This window comes from Bradyrhizobium sp. CCBAU 11361 (assembly GCF_028128935.1).
Lineage (GTDB): Bacteria > Pseudomonadota > Alphaproteobacteria > Rhizobiales > Xanthobacteraceae > Bradyrhizobium > Bradyrhizobium niftali.
Genome location: NZ_LBJZ01000181.1, coordinates 48,724 through 68,990, shown reverse-complemented (window position 1 = coordinate 68,990; position 20,267 = coordinate 48,724). Strand labels below are relative to the sequence as shown.

General features: G+C 65.4%; 20 protein-coding genes. 6 read left to right on the top strand and 14 right to left on the bottom strand.

Going from position 1 to position 20,267, the window contains the following annotated elements:
- Nucleotides 1-25: 25 nt before the first annotated feature.
- Nucleotides 26-805: a L,D-transpeptidase gene (locus tag XI08_RS23950; RefSeq protein ID WP_271576213.1), complete on the bottom strand. Its 780-nt coding sequence runs from the start codon at nt 803-805 to the stop codon at nt 26-28.
- 326 nt (nt 806-1,131) lie between these two features.
- Here XI08_RS23950 and XI08_RS23945 point away from each other — a divergent pair, with 326 nt between their 5' ends.
- Nucleotides 1,132-1,455: a hypothetical protein gene (locus tag XI08_RS23945; protein ID WP_092186138.1), complete on the top strand. Its 324-nt coding sequence runs from the start codon at nt 1,132-1,134 to the stop codon at nt 1,453-1,455.
- 138 nt (nt 1,456-1,593) lie between these two features.
- Here the strand turns inward: XI08_RS23945 and XI08_RS23940 are convergent, their stop codons facing one another.
- Together XI08_RS23940 and XI08_RS23935 are read right to left on the bottom strand one after the other, a co-directional pair.
- Nucleotides 1,594-2,355 (bottom strand): ABC transporter permease, encoded by a 762-nt coding sequence (locus tag XI08_RS23940; RefSeq protein ID WP_271576212.1) that lies wholly within the window; start codon nt 2,353-2,355, stop codon nt 1,594-1,596.
- Nucleotides 2,352-3,275 carry an ABC transporter ATP-binding protein gene (locus XI08_RS23935; RefSeq protein ID WP_027544688.1) on the bottom strand — a complete coding sequence of 308 codons (924 nt, stop codon included), beginning with the start codon at nt 3,273-3,275 and terminating at the stop codon, nt 2,352-2,354. The genes XI08_RS23940 and XI08_RS23935 overlap by 4 nt, the downstream gene beginning before the upstream one ends.
- Before the next feature lie 276 nt (nt 3,276-3,551).
- Here XI08_RS23935 and XI08_RS23930 point away from each other — a divergent pair, with 276 nt between their 5' ends.
- Nucleotides 3,552-4,271 carry a hypothetical protein gene (locus tag XI08_RS23930; RefSeq protein ID WP_271576211.1) on the top strand — a complete coding sequence of 240 codons (720 nt, stop codon included), beginning with the start codon at nt 3,552-3,554 and terminating at the stop codon, nt 4,269-4,271.
- Nucleotides 4,272-4,380: 109 nt separating this feature from the next.
- On the opposite strand, the gene XI08_RS23925 is transcribed toward XI08_RS23930, so the two are convergent.
- Complete coding sequence (locus XI08_RS23925) at nt 4,381-5,232, bottom strand: alpha/beta fold hydrolase (RefSeq protein ID WP_271576210.1); 852 nt, start codon at nt 5,230-5,232, stop codon at nt 4,381-4,383.
- A gap of 75 nt (nt 5,233-5,307) precedes the next feature.
- On the bottom strand, nt 5,308-6,003 hold the full coding sequence (locus XI08_RS23920) for an alpha/beta fold hydrolase (RefSeq protein WP_271576209.1): 696 nt from the start codon (nt 6,001-6,003) through the stop codon (nt 5,308-5,310).
- 117 nt (nt 6,004-6,120) lie between these two features.
- On the opposite strand from XI08_RS23920, the gene XI08_RS23915 reads away from it, so the two are divergent.
- Together XI08_RS23915 and XI08_RS23910 are read left to right on the top strand one after the other, a co-directional pair.
- On the top strand, nt 6,121-6,738 hold the full coding sequence (locus XI08_RS23915; protein ID WP_271576208.1) for a CGNR zinc finger domain-containing protein: 618 nt from the start codon (nt 6,121-6,123) through the stop codon (nt 6,736-6,738).
- A 203-nt stretch (nt 6,739-6,941) separates the two neighbouring features.
- Nucleotides 6,942-7,886 (top strand): LysM peptidoglycan-binding domain-containing protein, encoded by a 945-nt coding sequence (locus XI08_RS23910; RefSeq protein ID WP_271576207.1) that lies wholly within the window; start codon nt 6,942-6,944, stop codon nt 7,884-7,886.
- A 184-nt stretch (nt 7,887-8,070) separates the two neighbouring features.
- Here XI08_RS23910 and XI08_RS23905 read toward each other — a convergent pair whose 3' ends face one another.
- Nucleotides 8,071-9,144 (bottom strand): tartrate dehydrogenase, encoded by a 1,074-nt coding sequence (locus XI08_RS23905; protein ID WP_271576206.1) that lies wholly within the window; start codon nt 9,142-9,144, stop codon nt 8,071-8,073.
- A 21-nt stretch (nt 9,145-9,165) separates the two neighbouring features.
- Nucleotides 9,166-10,464, bottom strand: a complete 1,299-nt coding sequence (locus XI08_RS23900) for an MFS transporter (protein WP_271576205.1) — start codon at nt 10,462-10,464, stop codon at nt 9,166-9,168.
- Nucleotides 10,465-10,628: 164 nt separating this feature from the next.
- Between XI08_RS23900 and XI08_RS23895 the strand changes: the two genes are divergently transcribed.
- The gene (locus XI08_RS23895) at nt 10,629-11,546 is read left to right on the top strand and encodes a LysR family transcriptional regulator (RefSeq protein ID WP_271576204.1); all 918 of its coding nucleotides are present in this window, start codon (nt 10,629-10,631) and stop codon (nt 11,544-11,546) included.
- A gap of 38 nt (nt 11,547-11,584) precedes the next feature.
- On the top strand, nt 11,585-12,409 hold the full coding sequence (locus tag XI08_RS23890; RefSeq protein ID WP_271576203.1) for an aspartate dehydrogenase: 825 nt from the start codon (nt 11,585-11,587) through the stop codon (nt 12,407-12,409).
- A gap of 3 nt (nt 12,410-12,412) precedes the next feature.
- On the opposite strand, the gene XI08_RS23885 is transcribed toward XI08_RS23890, so the two are convergent.
- From XI08_RS23885 to XI08_RS23855, 7 genes are all read right to left on the bottom strand, one after another.
- On the bottom strand, nt 12,413-13,717 hold the full coding sequence (locus XI08_RS23885) for a PQQ-dependent sugar dehydrogenase (RefSeq protein ID WP_271576202.1): 1,305 nt from the start codon (nt 13,715-13,717) through the stop codon (nt 12,413-12,415).
- A gap of 356 nt (nt 13,718-14,073) precedes the next feature.
- On the bottom strand, nt 14,074-14,700 hold the full coding sequence (locus XI08_RS23880; protein ID WP_271576201.1) for a methyltransferase family protein: 627 nt from the start codon (nt 14,698-14,700) through the stop codon (nt 14,074-14,076).
- Between the two features lie 31 nt (nt 14,701-14,731).
- The gene (locus tag XI08_RS23875; protein ID WP_271576200.1) at nt 14,732-15,763 is read right to left on the bottom strand and encodes an NAD-dependent epimerase/dehydratase family protein; all 1,032 of its coding nucleotides are present in this window, start codon (nt 15,761-15,763) and stop codon (nt 14,732-14,734) included.
- Between the two features lie 29 nt (nt 15,764-15,792).
- A complete protein-coding gene (locus tag XI08_RS23870) occupies nt 15,793-16,311 on the bottom strand; it encodes an Mpo1 family 2-hydroxy fatty acid dioxygenase (protein ID WP_027544703.1) in 519 nt (172 codons plus the stop codon).
- A gap of 174 nt (nt 16,312-16,485) precedes the next feature.
- Complete coding sequence (locus XI08_RS23865; protein ID WP_271576251.1) at nt 16,486-17,169, bottom strand: OmpA family protein; 684 nt, start codon at nt 17,167-17,169, stop codon at nt 16,486-16,488.
- Nucleotides 17,169-17,585, bottom strand: coding sequence for a hypothetical protein (locus XI08_RS23860; RefSeq protein WP_271576199.1), 417 nt, complete (start codon nt 17,583-17,585; stop codon nt 17,169-17,171). Before XI08_RS23860 ends, XI08_RS23865 begins: the two co-directional genes overlap by 1 nt.
- Before the next feature lie 91 nt (nt 17,586-17,676).
- Nucleotides 17,677-20,265, bottom strand: a complete 2,589-nt coding sequence (locus tag XI08_RS23855; RefSeq protein WP_271576198.1) for an ATP-dependent helicase — start codon at nt 20,263-20,265, stop codon at nt 17,677-17,679.
- Between the last annotated feature and the right edge of the window lie 2 nt (nt 20,266-20,267).

The following is a 20,267-nucleotide window of genomic DNA, read 5'->3' as shown; positions in this document are numbered from 1 at the left end:
ATGGCGACGGCGGACGGCCACCACATTAGTTCTGATAGTAGTAGCCGCGCGGCTGGTAGTACTGCCGGGGCTGCGGCTGATAATAGCCCTGCTGGCCGTAGCCCTGATTGTAATATTGCTGCGCCGGCTGATGATAAACCTGCGCGTCATAGAGCGGGCGGCTGGCCGAACGCGGCGCCGGATAGCGCGTGCCGGTGTCGCTGCCGTCGGCCGGGTAGATGTAGTTGTCGTCCTGCGGCATGTAGCGGGGGGTGGGCTGCGCCGGCGGCGCCAGGCTCACGGGATCGCCTGAAGTGGCGTATTGCTCTTCGGCAGGCTGCGGGGCGCGGGCCACCGCATTGTTGGTGCGGCCGCGCGGATTGCGCGCCAGTGCCACCTGTGCCGAGCCGGTCAGCGTCACCGTGGTGTTGAGCACGCCCTGCTGCTGCACCAGCGCATAGAGCGTCGATGCGTTCTGGCGCGACAGCCGCACGCAGCCATGGGAGGCCGGCGCGCCGAGACGGCCGACCGAGTCCGTGCCGTGGATGGCGTGCCCGATCTTGGTGAAGAAGATCGCGTGCGGCATCGGCGCGTCGTCGAATTCCTTGGAGTAGTGATCCTCTTCCATGCGGAAGGCGCGGAACGCTCCGTTCGGCGTCTCGCGCGAGGGAATGCCCGTCGACACCGGCCAGCGATAGCGCGCGACGCCGTCGACGGCGACGGTCATCTGCTGATTGTCCTTGTCGACCGTGATCTCGACCTTGGCCTGCGCGGTGCCCGCGCTCAAAAGCAGCAGGGATGTGAAAGCAATAAAAAACGAACGCATCTGAAAACGCATTTGAGTTCTGGCCTCCGGCCTGTTCACGCAAGCGCCGCGGCTCTCCGTCCCCCGGCGTGCACTATGCCTGCAATCCGGCTTTCGTTCCAGCAGCCGGCCCAGCCATCGTTAACGTGATGCCTGATGTAAGCAAGGCCGCTTTGTGCCGCGCTGGCTCTGGCGGCATTGACATTTTCGCGAGCGGAAGTGCGTTCACGACGCCGACAATTCGTCACAAAGGCGCAACCATTTGGCCGCTCAGGGCGTTGATGATGGCCTGCCTGACAGGCGGTTTTCGCCGCCGTTTACCTCGTGCATTTCCCTTGGGATCGAAGATGAACAAAGTCCGTATCGCGGCTGCGCCATTGCCGGCCGGTTTACCAGTCCGCCTGCTTTTCGCAGCGGCCGCCATCTTGCTCGCACTGTTATCGCTGCCGCAAGCTGGGCATGCCCAGGGCATCGTGCGCGGTGCCCAGGAAGGCGCCCATGAAGGCAACCGCATTGCCGGCCCGGTGGGCGGTGTGGTCGGAGGAGCGGTCGGCGCCGGTGTCGGCGGCGCCGTGGGCGCCGTCGAGGGCGTGCTCGGCATTCCCCACCGTCACTACCGCCATTGCCGTGGGTATTATGACGGCTATCACCGTTTCCATTGTTATCGCTAGCCGCTGGTCATTCCGGAGCGCGACGAAGTCGCGAGCTTTGATGCGCAATTGCGCATCAGAGAATCCATTCATCCACTAACTCTGTCGTACGATGGATTCCGGGTTCGCGCTACGCGCGCCCCGGAATGACGGCGGGGGTCAATTCTTCAGCCGGTACCCGGTGCGGAAAATCCACCAGATCGTGACCAGGCAGATCACAAGGAACGCCGTCGTCATGCCGATGCTGACGGATACGCTCACGTCCGCAATCTCGTAGAAGCTCCAGCGGAAGCCGGAGATCAGATAGACGACCGGGTTGAGCAGCGCCACCGTGCGCCAGGTGGGCGGCAGCATGTCGATGGAATAGAAGCTGCCGCCGAGGAAGGTCAGCGGCGTCACCACCAGCATCGGGATCATCTGCAGCTTCTCGAACCCGTCGGCCCAGATGCCGATGATGAAGCCGAACAGGCTGAACGTCACCGCCGTCAGCACCAGGAAGGTCAGCATCCAGACCGGATGGTGAATATGCAACGGAACGAAAAGCCCGGCGGTGGCGAGGATGATCAGGCCGAGGATGATCGACTTGGTCGCGGCGGCGCCGACATAGCCGAGCACGATCTCGAAATAGGAGATCGGCGCCGACAGGATCTCGTAGATCGTGCCGGTGAATTTCGGGAAGTAGATGCCGAACGAGGCGTTGGCGATGCTCTGCGTCAGCACCGAGAGCATGATCAGGCCCGGCACGATGAAGGTGCCGTAGCTGACGCCCTCGACCTGGCTGATGCGCGAGCCGATCGCGGCGCCGAACACCACGAAATAGAGCGAGGTGGAGACTACCGGCGAGACGATGCTTTGCAGCAGCGTGCGCCAGGTGCGTGCCATTTCGAACAGATAGATGGCGCGGATGGCGCGGTGATTCATGACGTCCTCACGAGATCGACGAAGATGTCCTCGAGCGACGATTGCGTCGTGTCGAGATCGTTGAAGCGGATGCCGGCGGTGCGCAGGTCGCTGAGCAGGCTGGTGATGCCGGTGCGCTCGCCCTTGGTGTCGTAGTCGTAGACCAGCGTCGCGCCGGAATCGCAGAGGTCGAGCTCGTAATGGCCAAGGCTCTCCGGCAGCGAGGTGATCTTGTTCTGCAAATGCAGCGTCAGCCGCTTCTTGCCGAGCTTCTGCATCAAGGTCGCCTTGTCCTCGACCAGCACGATCTCGCCCTTGTTGATGACGCCGATGCGGTCGGCCATCTCCTCGGCTTCCTCGATGTAGTGCGTGGTGAGGATGATGGTGACGCCGGACTGCTGCAGGGTGCGCACCACCTCCCACATGCCCTTGCGCAGCTCGACGTCGACGCCGGCGGTGGGCTCGTCCAGGAACAGGATCTGCGGCTCGTGCGAGAGCGCCTTGGCGATCATCACGCGGCGCTTCATGCCGCCGGAGAGCGTGATGATCTTGCTGTCCTTCTTGTCCCACAGCGAGAGGTCCTTGAGCACCTTCTCGACATGATCAGGGTTCTTCGGCTTGCCGAACAGGCCGCGGGAGAAGCTCACGGTCGCCCATACGCTCTCGAAGGCGTCGGTGTGGAGTTCCTGCGGCACGAGGCCGATCAGCGAGCGCGCCTTGCGGTAGGAGGTCTGGATGTCCTCGCCGCCGACGAGGACTTTTCCCTCGCTCGGATTGGCGATGCCGCAGATGATCGAGATCAGCGTGGTCTTGCCGGCGCCATTGGGCCCGAGCAGCGCGAAGATCTCGCCGCGCTTGATATCGAGATTGACGTTCTTGAGCGCCTTGAAGCCGGACCCATAGGTCTTCGACAGATTGGCGACGGAAATGATGGATGACATGATGGCCGGCAGGATGGGGAAGGGAGCCTGGAACCCGCCCGGGCGGGCAGGTCAGCGGGTGCCCTGACATAGGAATGGCCTTGCCGGGTCGCAATTGGCTGGAGAAAAATGGTCTCAAAACAGGCCCTTCGGTGGCAGGTTCCGGGCAAGTGTTGCGCGATGGTCACGGCCTGCGGCTAAGATTGTCGCTCACGCGGCTCTTTGTTGCGTCTGCGAGCGGGCCATGGCTACGATTCCGCCCGATCGCAAAGCGTATTGTCCCCAGGGAATCCATCGATGAGACCGAACGGCCGTCACACCGCCGGCGCCAGCCAGTTGCCCGCCATCCGTGTGTGGGCGATGTGCCTGCTCCTGCTGTCAGCTGTTGCCATGAGCCCGACCACCGCGAAGGCGGCGCCGACGAGCCAGGCCGCGGCCGCGACCACGCATGTCTACCTGCTCCGCGGCGTGCTCAACATCTTCTCGATGGGGCTCGACACGATCGGCTCCCGGCTCCAGGCGCAGGGCATTCCGGTAACGGTTGCCAATTTCGTCTCCTGGTCCTCGCTTGCCGATGAGGCCGCGACCGCCTACAAGGCCGGCCGCATCAAGACCATCGTCCTGGTCGGCCATTCCTCGGGTGCGACTGCGCTGCCGGACATGATCGCCAAGCTCAACCAGCTCGGCGTGCCCGTGAAGCTCGCGATCGGCCTCGATTCGGTGTTCAAGACCAAGCTCTCGACCGGCGCCGAACGCTACATCAACATCTATATCGGCGATGGTCCCGGTGAGCCGGTGCGGGCCGCGGCCGGCCTGCGCGGCAAGCTCGACAATGTCGACGTGCGCGGCACCGGCGTCGGCCACATCTCGATCGACAAGAACGAGGCGATCCAGCGCCGCGTCATCGCCGAGATCGACGCCGCGATCATGCGCTCGCGCGCCCCGGCGCCGGTTGCCGAACCCGGCGCACCCAGGCAGGCGCGCTCGGCGGCAGCGACGGCGCCGGCCAGGAACTAGGGCGAGTTTGCGCGACGGGCTGATGTCCGTCGCGCAGCGATCTTTCCGGCAAGCGCAGAGATCGCGAGGGGCGGCAGTGAGCGTGTGCGCGTCATCCCGCGCTCCCTCGTCATCTCATGAAGGCGCGAATGGCATCCGCGATCTCGCCTGCATGCGTTTCCAGCGCAAAATGACCGGTGTCGAAGAACTGCACGACGGCGTTGGGATTGTCGCGCTTGAACGCTTCGGCGCCGGGCGGAATGAAGAACGGATCGTTCTTGCCCCAGACCGCGAGGAACGGCGGCTTGTGCTTGCGAAAATATTCCTGGAATGACGAATAGAGCGCGACATTGCTCTTGTAGTCGCCGAACAGATCGAGCTGGATATCGTCGGAGCCCGGACGCGCCAGGTAGAAGTTGTCGAGGTTCTGGCCGTCTGGCGACACCATGGTCGCATCAGGGACGCCATGCGTGTACTGCCAGCGTGTCGCCTCCGGCACGAGGAAAGCGCGCAGCGCATCGCGGTTGGCTGGCGACGGATCCTGCCAATAGGCCTTGATCGGTGTCCAGCCGTCGCTGAGGCCATCCTCATAAGCGTTGCCGTTCTGCGAGATGATCGCCGTGATCCGCTCAGGATGGCGCAACGCGAGCCGGAAACCGGTCGGCGCGCCGTAGTCGAAGACATAAACGGCGAAGCGATCGAAGCCGATCACTTCGGTGAACCGCTCGATCACGCGCGCGATATTGTCGAATGTGTAATTGAATGTTTCGCGCGCGGGCATGTCGGACTGGCCGAAGCCGGGAAGGTCCGGGGCCACGATGTGAAACTTGTCCGCAAGCAGCGGGATCAAGTCGCGGAACATGTGGCCGGCGCTCGGGAAACCGTGCAGGAGCAGAAGCTTCGGCGCCCCCGAAGGCCCGGCCTCGCGATAGAAGACCTTGAATCCGTCGACGTCGGCGGTGCGATATCGGGTGGAGGTCATGGCAGTCTCCGTTCCTGGCAAGTGATGTTCAAGTGATGTTGTTGACGTGAGTGGGTTTGCTGGACGCCGGACGCGCTAATTGCCGCTCACGGCGCGGACCGCGTCGCGAATGATATGGGCAACAGCCGCGGGCGCCGTGACGCTGGGCGTGTGATCGACGGCGAGCGTTCGGATATTCGCCTTCATGCGTTCCGCCATGAAGCGCTGTGTCTCGGGCACGATCATGCGGTCCTGCTCGGCGATCAGGTACCAGGTCGGAATGTCCTTCCACAGCGGGCGGCCGGCCGGGACCGTTATGCAATTCAGCGAGATAGGCCGCTGCACGGATGCCAGCACAGTGTGATCCTGCGCTGAAGCGTTCTGTGCGAAGGCCGCTGCAAAGGCATCCTCAGGCAACCAGATCAGGCCATTGTCATCGGGAGCAAGCTTTGGCGCCTGCGGGTGGGGGACAAGGCGATAGAACACGTCGGCAACCTTCTCCCCCTCCTCCGGCGCAAGGGCTGCGACATAGACCAGCGCCTTCACGCGCGCCGGACGCACAAGTGCGATGACGGCGCCGGCATAGGCGTGCCCGGCAATCACGACCGGGCCTTCAATGCGATCGAGGCTCCGGTTGAGTGCCGCGACATCGTCGGCAAGGGAGGTCAGTGGAAGCGGCGCCGCGTGCGCCTTGATCCCCTCGGCCTCGAGCGCGGTGATGACCCGTGCCCAGCTCGATCCATCCGCCCACGCCCCGTGAGCCAGGACCGCCGTTACACTGCCTCTAGCCATCGCCGCCTCCTTAGTAACCTGTAAAACAACATATATCAGGTTATGTACGCAATGAGTAACTTGTCAATACCAATTTGACAGGTTATGTGAGGATGTTCCGCTTTGGCTGGGAGCCACATGTCAAGCAGACCGCCCGCCATGTTCGTCGCCGACTCACTTGGCCTCGATTTTCTCAATTCGATCGCCACGCCGGTCGATACGCCCGTCGATTGGATCGACGATGGCGATGGGCTGATCGACTGGCTCGCTCAGGCGAGGCTCGTTGCAGTCGACGAGCTCGATGCGATGAAGGCGCGTGCCTTGCCTGGCGAGCTGGACAAGGTCGCGGACCAGGCCCGCGCCTTGCGCGAGTGGTTTCGCGGCTTTGTGGTTGAGCATGCAGGCCGGCCGCTCACCGTGAAGGCGCTGCAGGAGCTCGGTCCGCTGAACAGCCTCTTGGCGCGCGACGACTCGTTCCGACAGATCGCGCGACGTCAGGGTGAGGGCGGGCTTGCGCTGCAAAGAATGCGGCACTGGCGATCGCCCGAATCCCTGCTCTTGCCGGTCGGCGAAGCGCTGGCGAAATTCGTCTGCGACGAGGACTTTTCACACGTGAAGGCGTGCGAGGGCCATAACTGCACGATGCTGTTCGCCGACCACACCCGCAGACGCGCACGACGATGGTGCTCGATGGCGATCTGCGGCAACCGGGCCAAGCAGGCTGCGCACCGCAGCCGGCTCAAGAGCAGGCACTGACCGACGGCAGCGCCACATGCGGCGCAGCTAGGCTGGTCACGTCCGCCGAGGACCTGCGGCCGGCTCGGCGCGCGCATCGAGGCTGCTCATGGCCCCGCGGGATGCGACAATTTCCGTGGTTCCGTGCCCCAAATTCCACCCAATCGGTGGTCACTAAGCCCCAGGGGGAGGCTGCGGCCTCCCGTGGTGGGACTGCTCGACTGATGCTTGATCCAAGGCGAATCTTCGTGCTGGCAGCGGTTGCGCTGCTCGCCTTGAGTACCGGCGTGGCCGTTGCCTCGCCCGCGAAGTCAAAGCCCGCCGCGGTCGCACCCGTCGCTCCGCCGCCACCTCCGCCGGCCGAACCGCTGCCGCCGCCAAAAATCTACCTGTTCCGCGGCGCCATGGGGCCGTTCTTCTCGACCGGCATGGATCGGCTCAGCGAGAAGCTGACCAAGGCCGGCTTCTCCGCCGACGTCTACGAATTCACCATCTGCCGATGGATCGGCGATCGCGCCATCACCAGCTACAAGGAGAGCCCGGCGCCGATCGTGCTGATCGGCCACTCCATGGGCGGGCTGTGCTCGATCGTCATCTCCGAGATGGCGGCCAAGGAGAACATCCCGATCAGCCTCGTCATCGCCATCGATCCCGCGCATGCGACCGGCGACGTGCCGCTCAATGTCGAGCGCTTCATCAACATCTTCCTGTCCGACAGCGTGCTCGGCGGCGGCGATGTCGTGGCCGTGCCCGGCTATCGCGGCCATTACGCGAGCTACGATCTCAAGGAGAACAGCCGCGTCTCGCATATCAACATCGAGAAGTCCGACGACATCCATCGCCAGATCGTCGAGATGGTGACGCAGCTGCCGCGTATCCCCGCGCAGCCCCATGCCGATGCCGTGCCGCTGCGCTATCTCGTGCCGGCGAATACCCTGGTGGAATTGTGGGACTCCGGCATGCGGGTGCCGGTACGCCGCGGCGACACCATGGAGAGCATCGCCGCAGCCAATCGCGTGCCGCTGTGGTCGATCGCGCAGAGCAACTCGCTGGCAGAGAACGCACAGCTCACGCCCGGCCAGTCCATCGTCGTCCCGCGCCATCTGACGCCGCCGGAGCCGACGGCAGCGATGGCGACGCCGCCGCCTCCGCCCGCTGGGCGGAAGTAGGGGGTCTTCGCCTCTCCCCGCGTGCGGGGAGAGGCCGGAATGCGCGCACCGCGCGGATTCCGGGTGAGGGGGACTCTCCGCGAACTCAACGTTCACCGACCCCGCGGAGACTCCCCCTCACCCCAACCCTCTCCCCGCAAGCGGGGCGAGGGAGTGCACCGGCGCTGCCGCGCGGGCTTCAGCCTCACACATTCGACCCGTGGATCGCGTCGATCACGGCGTCGGTCACCTCCTTCGTCGTCGCCTTGCCGCCGACATCGGGTGTCAGCACGCCGGCGGCGCAGACGCGCTCGACGGCCGTCATCAACCGCACCGCGGCGTCCTTCTCGCCGAGATGCTCGAGCATCTGCGCGCCGGTCCAGAAGGTCGCGACCGGGTTGGCGATGCCTTTGCCGGTGATGTCGAAGGCCGAGCCGTGGATCGGCTCGAACATCGAGGGGAAGCGGCGCTGCGGATCGATGTTGCCGGTCGGCGCGACGCCCAGGCTGCCCGCCAGCGCGCCGGCAAGGTCGGAGAGGATGTCGGCGTGCAGGTTGGTCGCCACGATGGTATCGAGGCTCTTCGGATGCAGGGTCATGCGCACCGTCATGGCGTCGACCAGCATCTTGTCCCAGGTGACGTCGGGGAATTCGCCGGCGACCTCGGCTGCGATCTCGTCCCACATCACCATGCCATGGCGCTGCGCATTCGACTTGGTCACGACGGTCAGGAATTTGCGCGGACGCGATTGCGCGAGCTGGAACGCGTAGCGCATGATCCGCGTCACGCCGACGCGGGTGAAGACCGCAACTTCAGTGCCGACTTCTTCGGGCAGGCCCTTGTGGGCGCGGCCGCCCATGCCGGCATATTCGCCTTCGGAGTTCTCGCGCACGATCACCCAGTCGAGATCGCCGACGCCGACATTGCGCAGCGGCGAGGCGACGCCCGGCAGGATCTTGGTCGGCCGCACATTGGCGTATTGGTCAAAGCCCTGGCAGATCGGCAGCCGCAGGCCCCACAGCGTGATGTGATCGGGCACGTCGGGCGCGCCGACCGCGCCGAAATAGATCGCGTCGAACTTCTTCAGCTCCGTGAGGCCGTCGGCCGGCATCATCACGCCGTGCTTCTTGTAATAGTCCGAGCCCCAGTCGAAGGTCTTGACGTTGAACGCGAGGTCGCCGCTGCGCTTGGCCAGCGCCTCCAGCACGCGGACGCCGGCCGAGATGACCTCGGGGCCGATCCCGTCGGCGGGAATTGCTGCGATCGAATGGGTGCGCATGAAGATGCTCCGTTTGAGATGTCAGTGGGATTGCGGGACGGGTTCGACGGGCGCGGACTGCGCACGCGACAATAGCAGGGTCAGGACCGCCGAGAGAACGAGCAGGCCGCTGACGAAATAGAGTCCACCGACAAAACTGCCGGTCTGGTCCTTGATCCAACCGATCATGGCAGGCCCGACGAAGCCGCCAAGATTGCCGATCGAGTTGATGGTGGCGATGCCGGCTGCGGCCGCGGGACCGGACAGGAACAGCGTCGGCATGCTCCAGAGCGGCGGTTTTGCCGAGGAGATGCCGATGTTGACGAGCGCAAGCGCAACCAGCACGGCGACGACGCCGGTCGCAAGGCCGGCATAGGCGAGCCCGGCCGCGGCGATCAGGCAGGCCCACACGACGTGCCAGGTGCGCTCGCCGGTGCGGTCCGAATGCCGCGCCCACAGGATCATGGCGACCACCGCGGCGGTTGCCGGCAGTGCGTTGAGGAAGCCGACCTGGAGCGAGGACAGGCCGAACTGCTTGATGATCTGCGGCGCCCAGACGCCGAGCGTGTAGAGACCGGCCGAGGTGCCGAAATAGATCAGCGCCAGCGCCAGCACCCGCGGATCGGCAAGCCCGCGCCAGATGCTGTGGCTCGCGGTTGCGGCCTTGCTGGTGGTCTCCGCGTTCATGGCCTCGACCAGCCAGCGTCGCTCGTCATGAGCGAGCCATTTCGCCTTCTCGGGCCGGTCGGTCAAGAAGCCCAGCACGACGAAGCCGAGCAGCACGGCCGGCAGCGCCTCCAGCACGAACAGCCATTGCCAGCCCTTGAAGCCGAGCAGCCCGTCCATCTCCAGCAACGCGCCCGATATCGGCGATCCCAGCACGGTGGAGAGCGGCGCTGCCGCCATGAACAGCGCGGTCACCGCGGCGCGCTGGCGCGCCGGGAACCAGTAGGAGAGGTAGAGGATGATCCCGGGAAAGAAGCCGGCTTCGGCGACGCCGAGCAGGAAGCGCAGGATGTAGAAGCCGGTCGGCCCCTGCACGAAAGCCATTGCCGCCGAGACGAGGCCCCACGTGATCATCACCCGCGCGATCCAGATCCGCGCGCCGATCTTGTGCAGGATGATGTTGGAGGGCACCTCGAACAGGAAATAGCCCCAGAAGAAGATGCCGGCGCCGAAGCCGTAGACCGCGGGCGACAGGCCGATGTCCTTGTTCATCGTCAGCGAGGCGAAGCCGATATTGACGCGGTCGATGAAGGCCACGAAGTAGAGCAGCATGATGAAGGGAACGATGCGCCAGGTGATCTTGCGCAGCACGCGCGTCTGAATCTCGCTCGCCACCCTGGCCTCCCCTCGAGTTCCGATTGTTGTTGTGCGGCGGACCCGGAGGTCTACGCCGGCCATGAGCGTAGGCGGGGGAGGAGGCATACTCAATCGGCACTGGTTTATACAAAAAAATGATATAATCCTCGCTGGGTGAAGCGCACGGGGCGAGGGGATCCGGGATGGAATTGCATCAGTTGCGATGCTTCGTGGCGGCGGCCGAGCAGCTGCATTTCGGCCATGCGGCGCAGCAGCTCCAGATGCTGCCGTCCGCGCTCGGGCGCCAGATCAGGCTGCTGGAAGAGGATTTGGGCACGCGGCTGTTCGCGCGGACCACGCGTGCGGTGTCGCTCACCGAGGACGGCGCCACGCTGTTGCGCGATGCCCGTGCCATCCTCGCCAAGGTCGAGGCGGTCGAGAATAATTTGCGCAACCGCTCGCGTGCGGGGGCCGCGCGCCGGCTGCGGGTCGGCGCCATCGACAGCGCGGCGGCGGGATTGCTGCCGCCGCTGCTGCGCGATTTCCGCGACAGGCATCCTGACATCGCGGTGCAGCTTCTGGAGGACAAGACCGTCCGGCTGCTGCCGAAGATCCTGACGGGAGCGCTCGATCTTGCCTTCGTCCGTCCGCCCGACCGCGCCGACAAGCGGCTCGAATTCCGCGATCTGCTCCAGGAGAGCGCCATCGTGGCGTTCCCCCAGCGCCATGCGCTCGCGGATCGCAAGTCGGTCACGCTGGCGCAGATCGCCGACGAGGCCATGCTGGTGCCGGACCGCCGCTCGCGGCCGCACAGCCATGACCTCACGATCAAGCTGTTCGAGCAGGCCGGATTGACGCCGCGCATCGTGCAGGTCGCCGACGAGAAGCAGACCATCATCCAGCTGGTGGCAACGAAGCTTGGGGTCGCGATCGTGCCGCGCTGGACCACGCGAATGGCGGTGTCAGGCGTGCGTTTCGTGCCGCTCAGGCCGAAGCAGAGCGGCCCGGTCGGCCGGCTGCCGCTTGCGGCGGCCTGGCTGCGCGGCTCGCGCGATCCGGCCCGCGATGCCATGCTGGCGGTGCTCGAGGCGCGCTTGCGCAGCTATGCGCGCGAGGCCTGAGGGACTATGACATTGACGTGGATAGAAGGTGGAAGGTGATGACGGATCAGAAAGCTTCACGCGAATTGCGAGTGGCCATAGCAGGCCTGGGCTCGATCGGCACCAAGATCGCGACCGCGCTCGATCAGGGCATCGAGGGGCTGACACTGTCCGCCGTCGCCGTGCGCAATCCCGCCAAGCATCAGGCATTCCTCAACGGCCTGCGTCGCCCGCCGCAGGTTTTGCCGATCGACCAGCTCGGTGAGGCCGCCGACATCGTGGTCGAGTGCGCACCGAGCAGCCAGCTGCGCGCGATTGTCGAGCCGGCAGTGAAGCGCGGCAAGGCCGCGGTCGTCGTCAGCGTCGGCGGGCTGCTCGACAATTTTGATCTGGTCGATCTTGCCCGTGCCAATGGCGGCCGCATCATCGTGCCGACGGGCGCGCTGATCGGGCTCGACGCCGTCAACGCCGCTGCCATCGGCACCATTCATTCGGTGAAGATGGTCACGCGCAAGCCGATCGACGGGCTGAAGGGCGCGCCCTTTATCGTCCAGAACAACATCGACATCGACAATCTGCGCGAGCCGCTGAAGCTGTTCGAGGGTACCGCGCGCGAGGCCGCAAAAGGCTTTCCGGCCAATCTCAACGTCGCGGTGGCGCTGTCGCTCGCGGGCGTCGGGCCTGATCGCACCTCGGTGCAGATCTGGGCCGATCCGACCGTGACGCGCAACGTTCACCGCATCGAGGTCGAGGCGGATTCGGCGCGCTTCTCGATGTCGATCGAGAACATCCCGTCCGAGAACCCCAAGACCGGGTTGATCACGGCGCTGTCCGTGATCGCGCTGCTGCGCAAGCAGCGCGCCACGCTCTGCGTCGGGACGTAACCTCTACGCGCCCGTCACGCGCCAGATCACGTTGCCGACGTCGTCGGCCATCAGCAGCGACTTCTTGTCGGGGCCGATCACGACGCCAACCGGGCGGCCGTAGGATTCCTTCTCGTCCGGCGCCAGGAAGCCCGACAGGATGTCGCGCGCCGGGCCGGAGGGTTTTCCGTTCTCGAACGGGATGAACACCAGCTTGTAGCCGGACAGCGTGCTGCGATTCCACGAGCCGTGCTGGCCGATCGCCATGCCGTCGGGGAAGCCCGGCAGCGTGCCGGCGGGCACCCAGCACAGGCCGAGCGAAGCGGTGTGGCCGCCGAGCGCATAGTCCGGTTGAAGCGCCTTGGCGACCATCGCCGGATCCTGCGTCACGCGGTCGTCCACCGTCTTGCCCCAGTAGCAATAGGGCCAGCCATAGAAGCCGCCGTCGCGCACCGAGGTGAGATAGTCCGGCGGCGTCTCGTCGCCGAGGCCGTCGCGCTCGTTGACGACGGTCCAGAGCACGTTCGTGTTCGGCTCCCAGGCAAGGCCCACCGGGTTGCGCAGGCCGGCGCCGAAGATGCGATGCGTGCCGGCGACGAGGTCGAGCTCGTACACCGCGGCGCGGCCTTCCTCGACCTCCATGCCCATCTCGGCGATGTTGCTGAGCGAGCCGACGCCGGCATAGAGCTTCTTGCCGTCGGGGCTGGCGAGCAGGCTGCGCGTCCAGTGGCCGCTCGGCTTGAACGTGGTGAGCCGCTTGCCCGGCGCGGTGATGCGGTCGGCATTGGCGACATAGGGGAAGGCCATCACGCCGTCGGTATTGCCGACATAGAAGGTGTCGCCGACCAGCGCCATGCCGAAGGGCTGGCTGAGGTTTTCCATGAAGGCGCCGCGAACTTCGGCGACGCCGTCGCCGTCCTTGTCGCGCAGCAGCGTGATGCGGTTGGCGGAAACGCCGAGCGCGGCGGCGCGCCGCATCGTCGCCTGCATCGCGTAGTGAAACACGCTGCGCGGAGGGCCTGCGATCTGCGTCGCTTCCGCGATCAGCACATCGCCATTGGGCAGCACCTCGATCCAGCGCGGATGGTCGAGGCCGGCGGCGAACGCGTTGACCTTGAGCCCCGGCGCGACGGTCGGCTTCTGGCCCTCGCTCCAGCCGCGCGCGGTCGGCATCTTCAGCGTCGGGATCGCGCCTTGCGGTTTCGCCTCGGGAATGGCGGGCGTCTGACCCCAGGCCGGTGCGGGCTCCGTGCCCGAGAGCTTCCGCCATTGCAGCGCGATGCCGCCGAGCAGCGCGACGAACTGCGCAAAGATGCTGGAAAAAGTCATGAGAGGCCCCTGTGTGCGCGCGCATCCAACTGGCTGAAGGGGCAGACGTCAACCTGTGCGGCGCACCGGCCGGGCCTATTCCCGTGGAATAGCAGCCGATCGAATTTGCATGGCAGGGTGAATTGGCCGCGGATCAGCGGCCGATCTGCCGCTCCAGCCGCCGTGCCGCGCGGTTTCTGGCGAAGGCGCGCTGTCTCCACCACGTCGTCCTGGCGAAAGCCAGGACCCATACCGCGGAATCCGTCGATTGGGGGTGGTGGGCGTACCGAACGATGAATCTTCGCCAAACTCCTCCTTGGGGTGATGGGTCCTGGCTTTCGCCAGGACGACATCGGAGGAAGTGGCGGCTTGTTACATCACCGCGGCGACAGGAACGGGATGATCATCGGCACGCGGCGGCAATAGGCGCCGTAGGCGTCTTCGCCGAGCTCCTTGGACAGGAACACCTCTTCCATCCGTCCCTTCTGCCACATGCCGAGCGAGATCAGGATCGCGCCGAGGATCGTCGTCACGGCGCCGATCGCGATGCCGGTGACGAGCATGCCGAAGATCAGCCCGGTGTAAATCGGGTGGCGCACGATACCGTAGGGGCCGGTGTCGATGACGCGGTGGTCTTCCTTGTGGGTGATGGTGTTGGACCAGAACTTTCCGAGATGCAGCCGCCCCCACCAGGCGAAGGCGATGCCGGCGACCGAGAGGACCGCGGCGATGGTGATGCCGGTGTTGCCGAGCACCCAGAGCGGCTTCCAGCCCATGACTTCCGCAATCCACGGCGTGTACAAGATGCCGCCGACCAGGATCGGCAGGCGATAGCGCTGCGACTCCAGCGTCATCACCTGCTTCTTGGTCCGCCCCTGCCAGAACGAGGCGCCCACCCAACTGGCGAGAAAGGCGAGCCAGATCAGGGCCAGGAGTTCGGTCGGCCAGGTCGTGGTCCAGCCACCCCAGGCCACGGAGAGAAGCTTGCTGAAATCGAAGGACATGAGGAAAGGTTCTTTGGTTTGGGCGGCGGCCTTAGCCCGCGCGCGAGGAGAGCGCGTGATGCTTGATGGCGCCGGAGGGCTGCTGGCCGTTGCGGGCGAGCAGATGGGTGATGGTTTCGCGCAGCACCGGCTCGATCGGGCGCGGCGCGTAGCCAAGCTCATTACGGGCTTTGCCGATCGAGAGGTCGCTCGCGGCAAGCGCGATGCGCACGCCTTCGCCAGTGCCGTTGGGCGGCCGGCGCGTGACGTGATCGGAGATCTTCTCCAGCATGACGGCGGAAAGTTCGGCGATCTTGCCGGGCACGACGATCGGGAACTGCCGGCGGCCGCTCATCGCCGACATCATTCGGAGGATGCGGCCGAGCGGGACGCAGTCGCCGCCGAGGATGTAGCGCTGGCCGATGCGGCCGCGCTCCATCGTCAGCACGAGGCCCATGGCGACGTCGCGGACATCGACGAGATTGACCAGGAAGTTGAGATGCGGCTGCACCTTCTTCTGGAGGAAGTACCAGAGCATCGCGGTCGGCGGCGTCAGATTGTGGTCGGCGGCACCGATCGGCATGGTCGGCGTGCCGATCACGAGCGGAAAGCCATTGGCCGCGGCCTTCGCGGCATGATGCTCGGCGAGCGACTTCGACCGCGTATAGGCGCCGGGCATCGCGTCGGCCGGCTGCAGCGCCTCCTCGGCGGGAGCGCCGTTGAGGTCGGTATAGGGGAACAGGATCGATTCCGTCGAGCAGTGCAGGAAGCGCGACACGCCGCGCTTCATCGCAGCTGCCAGCACGACCTCGGTGCCGCGGAAATTGACGTCGTGAAAGTCCTGCTTGTTGGCAACCCACATGCCGGGCAGGCCGGCGAGGTGATAGACCTGATCGACGCCGGCCAGCGCGGCATCGACCGCGGCGCCGTCCAGCACCGAGCCGTGAACATAGTCGACGTCGGTATTGGCGGCGGCCGGCGGCCGGACGTCGAGAACACGCACCCGCTGCCCACGGGCGCGGAGCGATTCTACGAGATGATGTCCGATGAAGCCGCTGCCACCGGTAACCAGTACGAGAGCCATGAAGAAGGTTTGCTGTTTCGCTTCTAGAGCTATCGGGTTGAAAGGGAATTGGTCGGAAGAGGCGCCAGAATCGCGGCAAGGTCGCGACGGAAGCCCAGTGCAATGAATAATTTTGCCATGACAAACATCGGTCCCAGCAAAAGATGCGACGGAAACGTGAATAACGAGGCTTCGCGCCCCTCAAAAACCTTGTGGCCGATGGCCTGCGCGGCGAGGCCGAGCCCGACCAGCGCGGCGAAAATCGCCCACATCGTCATGGTGCTAGCTTGCGCCGAAATGGTCGTAGCGATCGAAAACAGCACGATGGAGACGGCCAGAATGCCGACCCCGAGCGCAACGTCGAGCAGCAGCCAATAGATCAGAACCGGCAAGGCCAGGATCACTGCCAGGCTGAGTTCAGTTCCGAACAGCGGCACCTTCACCAATGTCAGCGGCAGCACGGCGCCCGTGAACAGCAAGAGGATACCGACCACATGCATCGCCGTATTCCGGGGATCGCGATGGTACTCGACATAAACGGCAAGTTGGCGTTGAAACAAGCCACCCATCTTGGTCTCATGCAGCACAGGGTTGGGGAAGGACGAACCAGAGCCTATAGCACCTGATAGGGCAGTGCACAAACCGGCACTATTGTCGCGCAAGACCGTGCTGTCGCGCTGTGAAACAGGTCACAAAACAATCAGGACTTCAAGGGGTTCCGTCTGGCGCCGAGGCGCGCTCGTTCAGCGCTTCTTGGCGGGCTTTTTCGTCGCAGGCGCAGGTGCCGCAGCCGGATGCGCGGGTGCCTCCTCCGGTACCTTGGCAAAGGTCAGGATTTGCAACTGGCCGTTGACGGCCGCGGTCGGCTTCGCCCGGTCGAGAAACTGCTCCTCGCCCAGGCCGATCGGGTGCAGCCGCTTGGTCGAGATCTTGAACGTGTTCACCAGCACGTCGCGGATCGCGTCCGCCCGGCGCTGGCTCAGGATCGCATTGGCCTCGCGCGTCTTCGAATTGGATTCGACGTGGCCGACGATCAGGAAGGTGTAGGGCAGCAGCGAGGAATGAACCAGCGCGTCCGCGATGCGGCCGACGGTCTGGTAGGACGCCGGCTGGATGATCGGCGTGTCGGCGTCGAACTGGATCTGCACGTTGAAGGCGGGCAGCTTGGCGAGATCAGGCGCGATCGGCGGCCGGTTCACCGGCCCCGGATCGTTCTTGATCCTGGCCTTGGCGCGCTCCATCACCTGCTGCTTCAGCGCGGGAAGGTCGATTTCGGCGGCCTCTTCGACATGGTTCAGCTTGCCGACGATGTCGTCGCGGGTCGGCGGCGCCGTCTGTGCGCTGGCTGCGCCCGCGAGCAAGGCAAGGCCAAGACTGAAACCAACACTGATACCTAGTCCGGCGGTGGAGAGCCCCTTCGCGCGCATCATCGATACCCCGCGTCGTCCACGGCCTTCAGGCAGTTGTTGCTGATGCCCTTGGGCGTCGCGACCAGGCAGGGGATCGACTTGCTGGTCTCCTTGGTCGAGCCGCCGCAGACCTTGACGATCTCGCGCTGGCAGGCGTTCGCCACCGTGATGCGCGCGGCGACGCGCTTCTGGATGGCGTCGAAGACGCCGAGATAATCGCTCTGGCACTGCGGCGAGAGCACGTCGCGGTTGCGGGACAGGCACTCCTTCAGCCGGGTCGAATCCGGATTGACGCCGCGGCAATTGGCGACGATTTCCGCACCGCAGCTCGCCGCCAGCTTTCCGATCGAATCGCCAAAGCTCATGGTCTCCGCCGTCGCAAGCGACGGCATAACCAATGCCAGCACGATCAATGTGATGGAGCCCCGGACCATGGCCGCATCTGATACGGGGAAGTTCGCGGTGGTCAAGGGGCGTAGAGCGAAGAAAGACGGCGGCGTAACGCCGCCGCAACAGGGGAGGGCCTCACGCCCGCTGCACGAAGCTGTCCACGACCTTCTTCTCGCCGGCCTTGTCGAAGGCGATGGTGAGCTTGTTGCCGTCGATCTTGGTGACGCGGCCGTAGCCGAATTTCTGGTGGAAGACGCGGTCGGAGAGCGAGAATTCCGAGGTCGTGCCGGTGGATTTGGCGACCAGCTCGCCCTCGATCGTCATCGGCCCGCGCCGGCGCGAGGAGAAGCTGCCGAAATCGGGGCCAGATGACGAGGAGGACGAGAACGTCGCGGCCTCTTCCTCGAAGCTGCCGTGGCCGCCGGCGCCGGTGCGGCCGCCGCCCCGGTTGCGGTTGGCCTGCGCCCGCTGCCAGCCCGGCGTCGTATAGCTGGAGCCGAACGCCTCCATGTCGTCGAAGCGCGAGGCGCCATAGCCGCCGGTGCCGCCCCAGGCCGAGCCGCCCTTGGATTCCGTGATCTCGACATTGGCCGCCGGCAATTCGTCGAGGAAGCGCGACGGGATCGTGGTCGTCCAGGTGCCATGGATCCGGCGGTTGGTGGCGAAATAGATCATGGCGCGGCGCCGCGCCCGGGTCAGGCCGACATGGCCGAGCCGACGCTCTTCTTCCAGCCCGGCGCGGCCCTGTTCGTCCAGCGTGCGCTGGCTCGGGAACAGGCCTTCCTCCCAGCCCGGCAGGAACACGTTGTCGAATTCGAGGCCCTTGGCCGAATGCAGCGTCATCAGCGACACCGCGTCTTCCTCGGCGCCGCCGTCGCGGTCCATCACCAGCGAGATGTGCTCCAAAAATCCTTGCAGGTTCTCGAACTCCTCCATGGAGCGCACCAGCTCCTTGAGGTTTTCGAGCCGGCCGGCGGCGTCCGCCGAACGGTCCTTCTGCCACATCTCGGTGTAGCCGCTCTCGTCGAGCACGATCTGGGCGAGGTCGGTATGCGCGGTGACTTCGCGCTGGGCGCGCCAGCGGTCGAACTGGGCGACGAGGTCGCGCAGGGACCCGCGCGCCTTCGGTTTCAGCTCGTCGGTCTCGACCACCGCGCGCGCCGCCTCGAACAGCGGAATGCGGCGCTTGCGGGCGTGGTCGTGCAGCATCTGCACGGTGGCATCGCCGAGGCCGCGCTTGGGCGTGTTGACGATACGCTCGAAGGCGAGATCGTCGGCCGGTGAATTGATGACACGCAAGTACGCCAGCGCGTCGCGGATTTCGGCGCGCTCGTAGAAGCGCGGGCCGCCGATGACGCGATAGGGCAGGCCGAGCGTGACGAAACGGTCTTCGAACTCGCGCATCTGGTAGGAGGCGCGCACCAGGATCGCGATCTCGTTCAGCTTCTCGCCCTGGCGCTGGATCTGCTCGATCTCCTCGCCGATGCCGCGGGCTTCCTCTTCCGAATCCCACGAGCCCGTCACCGTGACCTTCTCGCCGTCCTGGTCCTCGGTGCGCAGTGTCTTGCCGAGCCGGCCTTCATTGTGCGCGATCAGGTGCGAGGCGGCGGCGAGGATGTGGCCGGTCGAGCGGTAATTGCGTTCGAGGCGAATGACCTTGGCGCCGGGGAAATCGTGGTCGAAGCGCAGGATGTTGTCCACCTCGGCGCCGCGCCAGCCATAGATCGACTGGTCGTCGTCGCCGACGCAGCAGATGTTCTTGACGTGGGCTCTTTCGCTGGCGGGAACAGGCGCTGCACTGTTTTGCTCGTCGTCACCGGGTCGACGCGAAGCGTCGAGACCCGGTGATCCATCTTGCGAAGAATCGATGGATTGCCGGGTCAAGCCCGGCAATGACGAGCCGGACGCCGGCGCCTGCGACAGCAGCCGCAGCCACAGATATTGCGCGACGTTGGTGTCCTGATATTCGTCGACCAGGATGTATTTGAAGCGCTGCTGGTACTGCCGCAGGATATCCGGGTGCTCGCGGAAGATGCGGATGTTCTCCAGCAGCAGGTCGCCGAAGTCGGCGGCGTTGAGGATCTTCAGCCGCTCCTGATAGCTCGCATAGAGCTTGCCGCCCTTGCCGTTGGCGAAGACAGCGGCTTCGCCCGAGGGCACCTGCGACGGCGTCAGGCCGCGGTTCTTCCAGCCGTCGATCAGGCCGGCCAGCATGCGCGCGGGCCAGCGCTTGTCGTCGATGTTGTCGGCCTGAAGCAGCTGCTTCAGCAGCCGGACCTGGTCGTCGACGTCGAGCACGGTGAAGTTCGACTTGAGCTGCGCCAGCTCGGCATGAGTGCGCAGGATGCGGCCGCCGATGGAGTGGAAGGTGCCGAGCCACGGCATGCCTTCCACCGCGTGGCCGAGCATCTGGCCGAGCCGGTGCTTCATCTCGCGCGCGGCCTTGTTGGTGAAGGTCACCGACAGGATCTCGGCGGGGCGGGCGCGGCCCTGGCTCAGGATATGGGCGATGCGCGTGGTCAGCACGCGGGTCTTGCCGGTGCCGGCACCGGCCAGCACCAGGACCGGGCCGTCCAGCGTCTCCACCGCCTCGCGCTGCTCGGGATTGAGCCCGGACAGGTATTTCGGGCCCACCGAGGCGCGCGCACGCGCGGCGATGCCGCCGGCTGCGGGCTGGTGGTCGGGGACGCTGGTGATCTTGCTCGGCTCGGTCATGCGAATCATTT